Below are 13,890 nucleotides of genomic sequence, written 5' to 3' on the forward strand. Positions count from 1 at the left end.
CTACCGCGCCTCCTGGTCGCTGTCCGGGACTCGTGCGGCCCACATCGGCGGTCGCTCGGTCCGTAGTTGGCCCGGCCCGTCTCGCCGGGCCAGCCGCTCGCCATGGCCCCGCAGCGCGATGTGCAGCCCGTCCCACAGCGTGCCGTCGGTCCGGTCACGCGGATCGGGGTCGATCAGCACCACACCGATCACCGGAATGCGCTGGTCCGCGAGTTGCCGCGCCACGGTGTGCAGCCATGCGGCGCTGCCGTGCCCGGCACGCACGACGAGCACGGTCTGGGTACCGAGGTAGTGGAGGTCGGTCCATACGGTGCCGGGCGCGACCGAGCCGACGCCGAACCGGCGCTCATGCTGCGCGGCGGCGGCATGGTCACCGCTGATCACGGTCGGGTCTCCTGGTTTCGGGCGGCGGCGCGCGAGCTGTGGGCCGGGCAGACCATCGATGATGGCCACCGGACCGTCCGCCGCCAGTTCCCCGGCGAGGTCCAGGGCGATCACGCTCGTGCCGCGCGCACAGCCCAGTTCCAGCAGCGACACCGGTTCCGCGGAGCCGCGCACGGTGCGGGCCAGGGACGCGGTGAGCCTGGTCCGGGCCGCCCGGATCCGCCGGCGCTGCCACAGCCTGCCCGACCGGCGGGGCAGCTCCGCGATGACCGAGGCACCCAGGTTGGCCGCGATCTCCCGGCGCAGCACGGGGCGGTCCGCCACCACCGTGAAGACCGCGGACACCGCGAGCCCGAGGACGAGCCCGAGGACGAGCCCGATCGCGGCATTGGTGGCAGCCGTCCTGGGCAGGGAGTGCGGCACCGCGCGCGGGGCGTCCACGATCTGCGTACCGGCGATGATCCGGGGCGTGCCGGTGCGCGCCTCCGCGGCGCGCTGGTCGAAATCGGCGATCCGCGAGTTGAGCTCGGCCCGGCGGGCGAAGAGCGACTCGGTGCTCGCCGACGATTCCGGGGCGCTGCCCGGCGATCGGCCCCCGATCGCCTTGTTGACCTCGGCGAGTTCCTTCCGCACGCGGTCACGCTGGTCGAGCAGGGCCTTGGACTCGGCCTTCGCGGTCTCCCGCATCCGCCTCACATGGTCCGCGACGAACGCGTCGGCCAGCGCCTTGGCGCGGGCCACCGCTTCCGCCTCGCTGTCGCCCGTCACATCGATCTGCAGCAGGTTGTTGGTCAAGCCGGTGCCCCGGTAGTCCCGCAGGAAGTCTTCCGGTTTTTCCCGGGAGTTGAGGGACTGCAGGGCCTTGCCGGCGATCCGTGTGGTGCCCAGCAGCGCGACGTCGGTGCGGATCAGCGTTCCCGTGTCGTTCGGCTGGTCCTCCTGATGCGCGACCAGCACTTTGGTCACCGCGGTCGGCGGCGGTGGCAGCAGGACCGCCATCGCCGCGCCGGCCAGCAGCCCCAGCAGAGCCATGGCGCACCAGAGACGGCGGCGCCTGCGCACCGCCACCACCAGCGCCTGCAGGTCGAACAGCGGAGCGGCCGCCGGCCGCTCCGGAGTCGTGCTCGTCGTCACACCGCACCTCCCGCGTGGCCGCGAACGGCGAGCGCCGGAGTGGCGTCGTCCGGAGCGCGGCCGGCGGACCGCTTCGGGCGGGCCCGGACCGTACCGGCGACGACGACGCCGACGACCTCGTGGTTGCCGTCCGCACACGCCTCGGCGATGCCGGCCAGCTCGCCCGCGGTCCAGCTGCCCGCGCTGAGCACGACCAGGGCACCGGACTCGGTGCCGCGGTCCGGCACCAGCGGCTGGGACACCGAAACTCCCACCACCCGCAGCATGGGGTATCCCCCGCTCGAAGCGGACGGGGAAGGATCGCCCTTGGACTCGGCCACGAGCTGCTCGGCGGCCCGGCGGGCGATCTCGTCGCCTTCGGGTACGACCACCAGCAGCCGCCGGGGGGCCGGCCGCCGGTCCCGGAGCCGGGCGCACACCCGCCGGTAGCGGATTTGCCTGCCGGCCTCGTCACCGGACGCCTGCGGGGTCGGCAGGTCCCACCGGATGTCGACGCCGAGCAGCCGGCGGATCCGGGCCCGCGGGCCAGCGCCTTCCGGCCGGTGCGCGGGCCGTTCACCGGGTACGTCGACGGTACCCAGCAGCGTCGAGCCCAGCGCTGCGGCGATCTCCGGTTCGGTGCGCAGTCGGCGGCTCATCCGTGCGGCGGTGAGATGGCCGATGACCGCGAACAGGAAGAACAGCAGCGCTCCGGCGACGATGAGCTGCGTCCTCGTCGGCGGTGCCTCGCCGCTCGGCCGGGCCGCCGGCCCCATGACGACCATGTTGGATTTGTTGCTCACCGGGTCGGCCTCGTCCAGCTTCTTCACGGCCTCCTGCAGCGCGATGCGCAGCTTCTCGAGCTCGGTGCGGCCCTGGACGCTCTCCACGCTCCGCCCCGGATCGGCCGCATCGGCCAGCTCGGTGATGCGGCGGCTGGTCTGCACCACCATCTTCCGCAGTGCGTCGGGCCCGGTCGACGCCGCGGAGTCGGTGTCGTCGCCCGCGAGCCGCGCGGCGAAGGCGACGAACTGCTGGGCCACCTGGTCGGCGAGGTGCTGCGCACGCTCCGGGGTGTCGGCCGTACCAGAGATCTTGATGATGTTCCCGTCGGCGGCCGCGGCGCTCACCCGATCCCGCAGCTCGCCACCGGTGACCCCAGGCCAGCCGAGCGTGGCGGCCGCGCGGTCGACCACCACCGAACTGGTCGCGATCTCCGCCTGGGTCAGCAGCTCGCGCTCCTCCCACGCCCCCGGCAGCAGTACCGATGCCGACGTCGTGTAGCGCGGCGGAAACAGCAGCGAGGTGCCGTAGCCGACGAGCGCCCCCACCACGGCGAGGACGGTGAGAAGCCGCCAGCGCCGACGGATAATCCGCCCGATCGTGACCAGGCGTATCGTGTCATCGCTCAACGACGCGGCCTCTTCCCTGCCCGGTCCGGGTGAACCGCCGACGCGTAGGCGGCGAGCAGCGACGCCTGCGAGTTCCGCCAGGAGAGCGGTCCGCTGATCCGCTCCTGGCCGATCTTGCCCATCCGGGCCCGCTGCTCCGGTTCGTCGAGGAGCAGCGCGATGAGCCCCGCGAACTCGGCCTCGTCGTTGGCGGGCGCGTAGACGGCGGCGTCGCCGGCGGAGACCCGCGCCTCCTTCAGGTCGAACGAGACGATCGGCCGGCCCATCACCATGTACTCCAGGACCTTGTTCATGGTCGACACGTCGTTGAGCGGGTTGCGCGGGTCGGGGGAAAGGCACACGTCCGCGGTGGACAGGTAGCGCACCAGGTCGGCGTCCGGAATGCGCCCGGTGAACCGCACCTGCTCGGTGAGACCGAGCCGCCGGGACAGCTCGACCATCGCGTCGAAGGCGTCGCCGGAGCCGACGAACACCGCATGCCAGTCGGTCCGCCCAAGCTCGTCGCGCAGCTTCGCGAGGGCGCGCAAGGCGTAGTCGACGCCGTCCTGCGGGCCCATGACACCGAGGTAGCACAGCAGATGAGGCTTGCCGCGCTTCAGCTCAGGCTCGGGCGGTACGGGGTGGAACCGGTCGATGTCGGGCGCGCTGCGCACCACGAAGACGTCCTCCGGGCGACGGCCGCCACGGCGCACCGCGACATCCCGGTAGCTCTCGTTCGTGGCGAGCACGACGTCCGCGGCCCGGTAGGTCCGCCGTTCCAGCGCGCACACGGCGCGGTAGAGCAGATCCTTGCCGCGGCCGAACCGGGAGAGGTACAGCTCCGGTACCAGGTCGTGCTGGTCGAAGACGAACCGCGCGCCGTGGCGCTTCAGCCACAGTGCCGGCAGGAACAGCAGATCGGGCGGGTTGCAGGCGTGGACCACGTCGACCGGGCCGACCTTCCGGGCCAGCCGGGCGGTATGCCACAGCGCCGATCCGTACTCCCGCAGGTAGCCGGCCGGCCCTCCGGTGGCCGCGCGCAACGGGTAGCGATGGATCCGCACCCCGTCGATCAACGCCTCCGGCTCGGTGTCCCGCTTACTCCCCCGGGGACAGATGACGTGCACGTCCCAGCCCGCGTCGCGCAGCGTCGTGCACTCCTGCCACACCCGCCGGTCGAACGGCACCGACAGGTTCTCCACCAGGATCAGCGCGCGGCGGCCCGACCCGTCACCACCGATCGCGTTACCAAGCAAGGCCCATGTACCCCGGTTCGGTCCGGCGCGCCTCGGCGTCGGGAAGGCGGATGAGATCGACTATCACCGGGCCGCCGCCATGGGGCAGCGCCGATAGGACGGCCGGGTCCCTGGTCCCGACCAGGGCAACCTCGGCGTGCTCGAGCACCTCGTCGACGGAGTCCGCGAGCAACTGCGCGAGGTGCGGCAGCCGGTTCTCGATGTACTCGCGGTTGGCGCCGAGCAGCCGGGAGAGGCTCACGTTGGCGTCGTAGATCCGCAGGTCGTACCCCTTGCCGAAGAGCCTCTCCGCCAGCTCGACGAGCGGGCTCTCGCGGAGGTCGTCGGTGCCGGGTTTGAAGGACAGCCCGAACAGGCCCACCCGGCGCTTGCCGGTGCGCTCGACCATTTCCACCGCGCGCTGCAGATGGTCGGAGTTGGAGGGCAGCACATGGGCGAGGATGGGCACCGAGACGTCGGCCCGCTGCGCCGCGTGGACCAGGCTGCGCAGGTCCTTGGGCAGGCAGGAGCCACCGAAGGCGAAGCCGGGCCGCAGGTAGGCGGGGCTGATGTTCAGCTTGCGGTCGGCCAGGAACACGTCCATCACCTGGTGCGAGTCCACCCCGAGCGCCTGGCACACCGCGCCCAGCTCGTTCGCGAAGCCGATCTTGAGGCCGTGGAAGGCGTTGTCCGCGTACTTGATCGCCTCGGCCGTCGGGACCGGTACCCGGAACACCTCGCCGGGCAGGCCGTCGTACAGCGCCGTCACCGCATCGCCGCTCGCCGGGTCGAGTTCGCCGATGACGGTCTTGGGCGGGTCGAAGAAGTCCCGCACGCTCGTGCCCTCGCGCAGGAACTCCGGGTTGACCGCGACCCCGAGGTCCACCCCGGCCGTGCCGCCGACGTACTTCTCCAGGATCGGCACCAGCAGGTTCAGGCAGGTGCCCGGGAGCATGGTGCTGCGGAACACCACGGTGTGCCGGCTCCCCCGCCCGGCCCCCTCGGCCAGCGCGACGCCGATCTGCTCGGTGACCCGTTCCAAGTAGGTGGTGCACAGGCTGCCGTTGGGCTCCGAGGGCGTGCCCACGCAGACCAGCGACACCTCGCTGCCCATGATCGCCTCACGGACGTCGCCGGTGGCGCGTAACGCCCCGGTCCGCACGACCTCGGCGATGAGCTCGCCGATCCGCTCCTCGACCACCGGGGCCTTGCCGTCGTTGACCAGGTCGACCTTCACCTGGTTCACGTCCACCCCGATGACCTCGTGCCCCATGCCGGCCAAGCACGCGGCCGACACGCAGCCCACGTAGCCGAGCCCGAAAACGCTGACCCTCATGACTCGTTCCTCCCCCCAGGCAGGCCCTTCCGGCCTGCCTTCCATGCGCCGGCCGGACGACGCCTCCCGCGCGTCAAAAAGCCCCCGCGCATCAATAAGCCCCCTGCCCCTGGAGCACCGCACGCAGCGTCTTCCACAAGATCACTGTGTCCAGGGCGAGGGACCAGTCCTCCACGTACCGCAGGTCCAGCCGGACCGCCTCCTCCCACGGCAGATCGCTGCGCCCGCTGATCTGCCACAGACCGGTGAGCCCGGGTTTGACCAGCAGCCGCCGCCGGATGTCCGGGCCGTACGCGGCGGACTCCTCGGGTAACGGAGGCCGCGGGCCGACGAGCGACATCGATCCGGTGAGCACGTTGAAAAGCTGCGGTAGCTCGTCGATCGAGTACCGGCGCAGCACCGCGCCCACCCGGGTCACCCGCGGATCCCGGCGGAGCTTGAACAGCAGGCCGGCGCCCTCGTTGCGGTCGGCCAGCTCGGCACGTGCCCGGTCGGCCCCGGCGACCATGGTGCGGAACTTGAGAATGGTGAACTCGCGGCCGTCCTTGCCCACCCTGCGCTGGCGGTAGAACACCCCACCCCGACTGTCCACCAGCACGAGCAGCCCGACGAACACCATCAGCGGCGCGAACAGCACCAGCAGGATCGCCGCGCCCATCCGGTCGACGACCCCTTTGACCGCCCGGCGGCCCCCGGTGAAGGTCGGCATGCTGACCCGCAGCAGCGGGATCCCGAGCACCGCGTCGATATGCAGCCGCGGACCGGCCACCTCCATCAGCACGGGGGCCACGACCATCTCGGCGTCGCTGCCCTCGAGGTTCCAGGCCAGCCGCTGCAGCCGGTCCGGTGACCAGTGCGGGTCCGGTGTGACCGCGACGACACGGTAGCCGTCGTGTCTGACGTGCTTGGCGACGTCCGACATCCGGCCGACGACCGGCACTCCGTCCACCTGGTCACCGTCCAGCCCGCGGCCATCCGTCGTGCACACCGCGTCCACCCGCCAGCCGAGGTGCGGGAACTTGCGGGTTCGGGTGATCAGGTCGCGGACGGTGGCCGGGCTCCCGGCAGCGAGCACCGGTCGCAGACAGCGTCCTTCCTTCCGCTGTTTGTGCAGCCAGAGGCGCAGCAGATACCGCGCGGTCATGGTGACGAGCGCGATCGCGGGGATCGCGACGAAGATCCAGAGCTTGATGTTGCGCGAGGTGAGGGCGATGCCGCCGAGCGCCAGTACGACGGTCGCCGTGAACAGTGAGCGTCCGAGCCGACGGAATTCCTCGGCGCCCTGGCCGAGCACGGCCGGAGCCCACGCCCGGCTCACCGCGAGCGCCCCCAGCACCAGCAGCTCGGTGCCGAAGGCGAGAATTCCCCATTTCTCATGCCAGTTGGCCGCGTCCCGGGCGCCGAAGAAGTTGCCGATCGCCGCCACGACGAAGGCCGTGGCCACGGTATCGCTGGTGATCACGGTACGGCGGTACCGCTGCTCCCAGCCGATCGCGGGCTGTCTGATCGCCCCGTCCGCCAGACGCCCGCGCGCCGGCGGAAACGGGTTGAGTAATCCCCCTTGCACAGAACCCCCCAGGTCCCAGTGGTTCGACGTGTTCGCCATCGCCTCACACTGATCCACCCCTCGGGAGGCCCCCGCCCCCCGCACTCTTCCTCCCCTCGGAGGGCCCCCGCCCCCGCTTCGCGCCGTTCCTCCCCGCGGGAGGCCCCCACCCCCCCGCACCGCGCTATTCCTCCCCGCGGGAGGCCCCTACCCCCCGCGCATGACATCCGGCTCTTTCGGAGCTACGTGAACAACTCACCCCGGCGGCGGCAGGCTCGCCTGCCCCGCCAGGCTCTCGAGGTGCGCGGGAGCCCGTCGTAACCCCCGGGTGCTCCCCAGCGCCCAAGGCCCCCTCTCGGGCTCCAAGAACTGATCACCCCCACGTCTGGCGCCGGCGACGCGACTGCTGACTGACCGTAGAGCCGGACGCATAGATCATCATTTGTCGCTCGGTGTCCAAACATGTGAAGCACGGTCAATCTAGACCATCGGGGCCCATCTGAAGAGGGGGATGTGTGTAATTTGTGTTCAAACTTTGAAGCTGGCTCCACCGATCGGTCGCCGCCCGAGGGCGCCTTGACGCCAAGGCACGGCGGTGACCTGCGATGACGGGAGTTCTCCGGGTCACAGGGGCGGCGCGCGGCGGTGGCGGCTCGGCCTTCAAGCTCAGCCGACGCGGTACACCCGGGGCGGCATCCGGAACGGCCGGACCGGTCACCGTGGCGACAGGACCGTCCGTCATCGAAGTGGTGCCGACCAGCGCGCCGCAGCCGCGTGAGGCCGTGTGACCCAGCTCTCAGTGCGACCGTGCAGCAGATGCGCGGGGTCCGCGTCGAGGAGGGGTGACAGGAAGGGAGGAGCATGTGGAGACGGACTTCACCACCGCGCTTCGCGGACAGCGTCCCCTCACTGGTCTTCAGGTCGACGCCCGCGAGGCCGTGAGCGAGAGACCCGCGGCAACGGCCAGAGCGGCGAGGGTGAGCTTGTGAACGCGGGCGACCACAACGCGCACCGCCACCGCGCACACCCCGCCGCACCGCCGCTTCGGCATGTGCGAGGGCTGATTGCCGCGAAAAACGCCTTGTGAGAGGGTTGCGGCAGAGCCCAGCAAGCTCCTGGACGAGGTGCGCCGTACCCAGCGATGACAAGACGGCGCAGGGAGTGAGACATGGCCTGGATCGTTCTCGTGCTCTCGGGAGTGCTGGAAGCCGTTTGGGCTACGGCCCTGGGCAAGTCCGCCGGACTGTCCCGGCCCGCGCCCACCGCCATCTTCGTCGCCGGCCTCGCGCTGAGCATGATCGGGCTCTCCTACGCGCTCAGGACCCTGCCCGTAGGAACCGGCTATGCCGTCTGGGTCAGCATCGGCGCCGTCCTCACGGCCGTCTACGCCATGGCCTTCGGCGGCGAGTCCGTCAGCGCGCTGAAGATCGTGCTGCTCATTGGCATTGTCGGCTGCGTCGCCGGGCTGAAGCTCGCGCACTGAGCGGCCATCGGCAGCAGGCGCGGTGTGACGAACGCGTTCGCAGTGCACGTTCACGCGGGAGCCTGTGGCGCACTTTTACGGATCTGCGTTTCCTCGGCCTGGAGGACGACTCCGGCCCTCAACGGGCCGGTGCCCTGAGTGAGGGCTTCGGCCAGGGCGGCCAGGAACTCGCCGAGGGATCCGTACCCCGGGGAGGTGAGCGGTTCAGAGGGCGGCTCACCGCCGGCCAGGTGGAAGGTTGCGAGCCGACCGCCGGCATCGATTGCCAGGCCGCCCCACGGGGGCAGGGAGTAGTCGGTGACGGCGAACGGAACCCATGAGCCCCAGAACGGGTCGGTGTTCCCTCCCCCGCCCCGGACGTGCGCGATCTCCTCAAGCGGCAGCAGATGGTGCTGGGCGAGGAACAGGCCCGGGTCGTACTCGTCGGGGTCGCGGTCATGGGCTGAAGCATCGACCGTTCCGTCGCACACCGTCAGCAGGGTGGCCAGTTCGGCGGGCAGGCTCAGCCCCAGTTCGTCCTCGGTGGAACGAACATCGGCCACGGCAGCGCCCGGCCGTAAGGTGGCGTGCGAGGCGGGCGCGTGCACCGCCAGCCAGTCGGTGATGGCGGCCCAGGCGGACAGAACGTCGCTCATCGTGTCCTCCATCGGCGTGGACGAGGGGAAAGAGTGGCACGGCCACCCGATGTCCACCAGGTGGGCGTGCCCCCGCTTAGCCGGACCGCGCAGGTCAGGCCATCCGAACCCGCACGGTGCGGTGGACGCGCTCCGGACCACCGGCGTAGTCGGAGTTCCTGGCCGGGTTCAGGCCACGGGGGCACGGGGGCGCGGGGGCACGGGCCGTCCTGGTACCGGAACGGTCAGCTTTCCGTTCCCGCGGCCCAGAGCACGGTGTCGCCGGACTTGATCACAACATTTCCGTCGACCTGGAACACGAGGACCGCCCCTTGGTGGCCATTGGTCCGCGAGGACCACAGGAACTGCCCGCCACTGTCGTAGACGACCAGGTTGCCGTCCGCCTGGAAGCGGGCGGAGTTGCCCTCCCCCTTGGTCATCGCGGCCCAGCGCGGCTCGTGATCCTGGTCGGAGACCACCAGGTTGCCGTCCTGCTGCATGGTCAGACTCCTGGCCCCGGCCGCCACGGACTCCCCGGCGGCCAGTTCGAACGTGGCCCGTATGACCTTGAGTGCCGCGCCCTTGTCCTTGGGCTCCTGGCTTTTCTGGGATTCTTGAGACTGCTGGGTCTCCCGAGGCTTTTGCGCCGAGGCGGACGGTGTCTTTCCTTCGGTCGCCGAGGAGGCCGAGGAGGCCGAGCCGGACGGGCGTCCCTGCGCGGACGGGGAGGACTTGGCCGAGGACCGCTGCGTACCGAAGTAGACGGTGGCCGCCACGGCCACCACGACCGCGACCGCCGCGATGGCCGTGGTCAGCAGCCAGGCGGGCGGGCGGCGCCGGACGGGCTCGGCCGGGGTGGCGAGGACGGTGTCGGACCTCGCCGCCGCCCCGGCCGAATCCTGATCGGCGAGGGCGGCGGTGGAGTGGTGCGCGAGGTCGACCATGGTGCGCGCCGAATGCTCGGCCTCGGTCAGTTTTCCGGCCAGAACCGTGGGGCACTCCTCGGGCCACCGCCCGATCCGGCCGCCCCTCTCCTCCAGCCATCCGCCCAGCTGGGCCGCCGTCGGGCGCACCGCCGGGTCCTTGGCCAGACACGCGGTGAGCAGCGGCACCAGTTCCGGGGGGACGCCTTCGAGGTCGGGTTCCTCGTGGACCACTCGGTACAGCAGAGTGGCCGCGGGGATCTGCTCCCCCGCACGCGAGAAGGGGCCGTGTCCGGTCGCGGCGTAGACCAGCACGGCGGCCAGCGAGAACACGTCGGCGGGGGCGGCGGCGACACCGCCGACGGCCTGGTCCGGTGCGAGAAACCCGGGGGAGCCCACGGAGACACCGAGGCGGGTGTGCCGAGTGTCGTCGGCGGCCCGTGCGATGCCGAAGTCGATCAGCCGTGGACGGTCGCGTGCCAGCAGGATGTTCCCGGGCTTGACGTCCCGGTGCGCGAGGCCGGCCTGGTGCACGGCCCGCAGGGCGCCGCACAGTTCGGCGGCGAGTGAGAGCAGCGCGGTCTGCGACAGCACGCCATGGGCCGTAACCCATTCGGCGAGCGACGGCGCGGGCACATACTCGGTGGCCAGCCACTGCGGGCGCCGGCCCGGCGCACTGTAGTCCACGACGGTCACGGTCCACGGCGAACGGACGCGGTCGCTGTTGCTTATCTCGCGGGCGAACCGCTCCTCGAACCCCGGCTCGGAGCCGAGATCGTCGCGGATCGTCTTCAGCGCGAGCAGCCGACCCGAACCCGTACGGGATAAGAACACCTGCCCCATGCCGCCCGCACCGAGCCGGCCGAGCAACGGATAGCCGCCTATGGACGTCGGGTCCGAAGGCAGAAGGTTATTCATGACGACTGTTCCCTGGAAGTGTGCGTCAGCGCTCGAACTACGCGCTGGGCCTTGGCTTGCGTGATGGTGAGCAGGGTGGTCCGCGCCCGCAAGTATGCCGGATGGGTTCATCCTTCGCGTTTCTTTCCAACTCATTGGCGTCGGCCGGAGGTTGTGCCTGGCCGGGGGGCTCCGAGAGCCGTCAACTCCCGAGCGCGAAACCCAACAAACACCGCAAAAGGTTCGAAAAGTCGGTCGTATCTGCGGCGCCCATGTCCGGGGCATCGCGAACGCGAGGGTGCGATACGGTTTAGCGGTAGCCGTATTACCGCGAATTTCCACACCTTCTGGAGAGGCCCATGTGCCCTGCGCCCAATCCCTCGCAGGCCGACGCGGCGACGGCCCCGGCCACGGCTCCGGCCCCGGCCCCGGCCACGACGGCGTCCGAGGCGTCCGCGTCCGGGCGGTCCATGGAGATGCTGCGCCTGCTGTCCGGTTTCCAGCAGTCCCAGGCGCTGTACGCGCTGGCCAAGCTCGGTGTGGCCACGGCGCTGCACGGCGGCCCGATGACGGTCGGGGAGTTGGCGAAGACCACGGAGACGGACGCCGACGCGCTGCGGCGGCTGCTGCACATCCTCTCCGGTATCGGGGTGGTGACCCATCATGGTGCGGACGCCTTCGCGCTCACCCCGCTCGGCTCCACGCTGGTGGCGGATGTGCCCGGTTCGGTGCGCGACATGGCGGTCATGTGGATGGAGACGCACTACGCGCCCTTCTCCGAGCTGGTCACCACCGTCCGTACGGGCATCCCGGCGGCCACGGCGCACTTCGGACAGTCCTTCGCGGAGTGGCTGGGCACCCACCCGGAGCACCTGCCCGTGATGGCGTCGGCGATGGCCAACCTGACGTACGGTCCCAAGGACGCCGCACTGACCGGCTACCGGCTCCCGCCTGGCGAGGTGGTCGCCGACATCGGCGGCGCCGACGGCTCCGTGCTGGCCCGGCTGCTGGCCGACGAACCCGGCCGACGCGGCATCGTCTTCGATCTGGAGCACGTGGTGTCCACCGCACACCCGCGACTGGCCGGCCAGGGGGTGGCCGACCGCATCGAGGTACGGGCCGGTGACTTCTTCGAGAGCGTACCGGCCGCCGACGTCTACCTGCTGTCCACCGTGCTGCACGACTGGGACGACGTGTCGTGTGCGCGCGTCCTGGGCCGGGTCGCGGAGGCGGCGTCCCATGGCGCCCGGCTGGTGGTGGTGGAGACGGTGCTCTCGGAGGGCGACGAGCCGCATCCGAGCAAGCTGCTCGACTTGACCATGCTCGGCATGGTGTCGGGCCACGAGCGTCGGGAGACGGAGTTCGCGGCGCTGTTCGCCAGTGCCGGATTCACCCTCGACCGGCGCGTCCCAGGGCCTGTGGACAGCCCGTTCGCCATCTTGGAGGCCACGCTCACCCGGTGAGCAGGGCGGACACGGTCCGGTCCCGCAGCCACCGCTCGGCGGTGTCCCAGTCCCAGCCGTTCTGCCGCACCAGCACGCGCCAGGACGACAGGCCGAGGTAGTACCAGAGCACATCCGTCGCACCCGCCACGTCGAGCCCCTCCCGCAGGGCGCCCAGCGCGGCGATCCGGTCGGCGGTGGTCCGCAGCGCGGCACGGAATCGCTCCTGGGCGAAGCGCAGCAGTTCGGCGGCGTGCGCGTCGACCGAGGCCGCGTCGAGGAGGATCTCGACGACATCCGCGTGCTTCTCGCTGTCGCGGCGGATGCCCTCGACGGCGTACACCACGACGTCCAGGGCATCGTCGGCCGCCGCGATCCGCGCCAGGGTCTGTTCGGCGATGGGGTCCTCGACGCCCACGGTGACCAGGTCGCGCAGGATCTGTGGCTTGCCGCCGGTGCTGGTGTAGACGGTGTTGGTGCCGACCCGGGCCGCGGCGGCGATCCGGGTGACCGTGGTGGCCACGTAGCCGTGGGTGGCGAACAGCTCCTTGGCGGCGTCCAGGATCGACTGCCGGGTCGCGGCAGCGGCCTCCGCGCGGCGGGGCGAGTGGTAGCGGCGACCTGGCATGTGCCGACCGTAGCAAGGGCGCGGGCGCCCCGGTGCCACGGAAGGATCAGCACTTCCCTCGCCGCCGATGCGTCCCGGACGACTCACAGCGTCCGTCGCACTCCCGCCTGACGTTCCAGGTCGCGCAGTTGCACAGCCAGATTTCCTTCCACGGCGTCGTGCGCCGGGCCCCGACGTCCTACGGGCAGAACCTCCTCGCCCCTCATGTCCTCCAGCATGAGAGCGAACGCGGCATACATCGCCACACCCGCGAGGAGCAGTCCGAAGGCCCCGGAAATGTAGCCAACCCACTCGACACCGGTGAAGTTGAACAGCGAGGCCACTGCGAAGCGCGGCACAGCCACACACAGCACGAACCACATCGCACGCTTGCGGTTCGCGACGGTCGCCATCAGCAGGGCGAAAGCGGCGAACACGAGATTGAGCATGCCGAGCACCTCGGTGCCCGCCGGCGGATTGATGGCCAGCACGAGGGAACTCGCCAGCCAGGTTCCGGAGAAGCACGCCATGAGCGTCGCCGCGAGCACGTCCCTCGCCCCGAACGCCAGGATGCTGACCAGCAGTTGCAGGACGAAGGCCGGAAAGATCGTCAGGGCGACCGCCCGATGAGCGTCGTCGCCCAGGAGGCCCAGTTGCATGCTTCCGACGATGACCGACGCGATCGCCACCGCGAAGAAACCGACGGGCATCGGGGAGGCGATGGGGCGGAGGTTGATGCGGGTCATCGGCCGCAGGTCCAGCTCGAAATGCCTACCCGTCGTCGGCTCGGCCCGCTCCCTGGGCGATTCGGGACTGCTCATGGTGAATTCTCCTGTAAGTCGTGCAGGCAGGGGAGCGGGGGTGGATCACCGCACAGTCGGCATGCGACGCCCGGGGCATCGCCAGTGTCTGCCCCACC

At 70.9% G+C, this 13,890-nt stretch carries 11 protein-coding genes and 1 riboswitch; of the genes, 2 read left to right on the forward strand and 9 right to left on the reverse strand.

Annotated elements, in window-relative coordinates; all coding sequences use genetic code 11:
* The 5 genes from NP777_RS34155 to NP777_RS34175 form a co-directional block, all read right to left on the reverse strand.
* Nucleotides 1-1,518 (reverse strand): Wzz/FepE/Etk N-terminal domain-containing protein, encoded by a 1,518-nt coding sequence (locus NP777_RS34155; protein ID WP_256654056.1) that lies wholly within the window; start codon nt 1,516-1,518, stop codon nt 1-3.
* Nucleotides 1,515-2,909, reverse strand: a complete 1,395-nt coding sequence (locus NP777_RS34160) for a Wzz/FepE/Etk N-terminal domain-containing protein (RefSeq protein WP_256654057.1) — start codon at nt 2,907-2,909, stop codon at nt 1,515-1,517. Before NP777_RS34160 ends, NP777_RS34155 begins: the two co-directional genes overlap by 4 nt.
* Nucleotides 2,906-4,144 (reverse strand): glycosyltransferase family 4 protein, encoded by a 1,239-nt coding sequence (locus NP777_RS34165; RefSeq protein ID WP_256654058.1) that lies wholly within the window; start codon nt 4,142-4,144, stop codon nt 2,906-2,908. The genes NP777_RS34160 and NP777_RS34165 overlap by 4 nt, the downstream gene beginning before the upstream one ends.
* Complete coding sequence (locus NP777_RS34170) at nt 4,134-5,459, reverse strand: nucleotide sugar dehydrogenase (protein ID WP_256654059.1); 1,326 nt, start codon at nt 5,457-5,459, stop codon at nt 4,134-4,136. The genes NP777_RS34165 and NP777_RS34170 overlap by 11 nt, the downstream gene beginning before the upstream one ends.
* A 91-nt stretch (nt 5,460-5,550) precedes the next feature.
* Nucleotides 5,551-7,065, reverse strand: coding sequence for a sugar transferase (locus tag NP777_RS34175; protein ID WP_256654060.1), 1,515 nt, complete (start codon nt 7,063-7,065; stop codon nt 5,551-5,553).
* Nucleotides 7,066-8,102: 1,037 nt separating this feature from the next.
* Nucleotides 8,103-8,164: riboswitch (guanidine-III (ykkC-III) riboswitch) on the forward strand.
* Nucleotides 8,165-8,173: 9 nt separating this feature from the next.
* Here NP777_RS34175 and NP777_RS34180 point away from each other — a divergent pair.
* Nucleotides 8,174-8,488: a DMT family transporter gene (locus tag NP777_RS34180; protein WP_256654061.1), complete on the forward strand. Its 315-nt coding sequence runs from the start codon at nt 8,174-8,176 to the stop codon at nt 8,486-8,488.
* Between the two features lie 50 nt (nt 8,489-8,538).
* Here the strand turns inward: NP777_RS34180 and NP777_RS34185 are convergent, their stop codons facing one another.
* Both NP777_RS34185 and NP777_RS34190 read right to left on the reverse strand, forming a co-directional pair.
* The gene (locus NP777_RS34185; RefSeq protein WP_256654062.1) at nt 8,539-9,123 is read right to left on the reverse strand and encodes a hypothetical protein; all 585 of its coding nucleotides are present in this window, start codon (nt 9,121-9,123) and stop codon (nt 8,539-8,541) included.
* Between the two features lie 224 nt (nt 9,124-9,347).
* Complete coding sequence (locus NP777_RS34190) at nt 9,348-10,943, reverse strand: protein kinase domain-containing protein (protein ID WP_256654063.1); 1,596 nt, start codon at nt 10,941-10,943, stop codon at nt 9,348-9,350.
* 338 nt (nt 10,944-11,281) lie between these two features.
* Between NP777_RS34190 and NP777_RS34195 the strand changes: the two genes are divergently transcribed.
* Nucleotides 11,282-12,385, forward strand: a complete 1,104-nt coding sequence (locus NP777_RS34195; protein ID WP_256654064.1) for an acetylserotonin O-methyltransferase — start codon at nt 11,282-11,284, stop codon at nt 12,383-12,385.
* Here NP777_RS34195 and NP777_RS34200 read toward each other — a convergent pair.
* Nucleotides 12,375-12,992 (reverse strand): TetR/AcrR family transcriptional regulator, encoded by a 618-nt coding sequence (locus NP777_RS34200; RefSeq protein ID WP_256654065.1) that lies wholly within the window; start codon nt 12,990-12,992, stop codon nt 12,375-12,377. The genes NP777_RS34195 and NP777_RS34200 overlap by 11 nt on opposite strands.
* 83 nt (nt 12,993-13,075) lie before the next feature.
* Nucleotides 13,076-13,792, reverse strand: coding sequence for an acetate uptake transporter family protein (locus NP777_RS34205; protein ID WP_256654066.1), 717 nt, complete (start codon nt 13,790-13,792; stop codon nt 13,076-13,078).
* Nucleotides 13,793-13,890 lie beyond the last annotated feature (98 nt).

Source organism: Streptomyces rugosispiralis (assembly GCF_024505145.1).
Taxonomy (GTDB): domain Bacteria; phylum Actinomycetota; class Actinomycetes; order Streptomycetales; family Streptomycetaceae; genus Streptomyces; species Streptomyces rugosispiralis.

Bases quoted from the DNA above. Each gene is read 5' to 3' on its own strand.
- NP777_RS34190 (WP_256654063.1), bottom strand. From the start codon at position 10,943: ATGAATAACCTTCTGCCTTCGGACCCGACGTCCATAGGCGGCTATCCG.
- NP777_RS34180 (WP_256654061.1), top strand. From the start codon at position 8,174: ATGGCCTGGATCGTTCTCGTGCTCTCGGGAGTGCTGGAAGCCGTTTGG.
- NP777_RS34185 (WP_256654062.1), bottom strand. From the start codon at position 9,123: ATGAGCGACGTTCTGTCCGCCTGGGCCGCCATCACCGACTGGCTGGCG.
- NP777_RS34170 (WP_256654059.1), bottom strand. From the start codon at position 5,459: ATGAGGGTCAGCGTTTTCGGGCTCGGCTACGTGGGCTGCGTGTCGGCC.
- NP777_RS34205 (WP_256654066.1), bottom strand. From the start codon at position 13,792: ATGAGCAGTCCCGAATCGCCCAGGGAGCGGGCCGAGCCGACGACGGGT.
- NP777_RS34175 (WP_256654060.1), bottom strand. From the start codon at position 7,065: ATGGCGAACACGTCGAACCACTGGGACCTGGGGGGTTCTGTGCAAGGG.
- NP777_RS34195 (WP_256654064.1), top strand. From the start codon at position 11,282: ATGTGCCCTGCGCCCAATCCCTCGCAGGCCGACGCGGCGACGGCCCCG.
- NP777_RS34200 (WP_256654065.1), bottom strand. From the start codon at position 12,992: ATGCCAGGTCGCCGCTACCACTCGCCCCGCCGCGCGGAGGCCGCTGCC.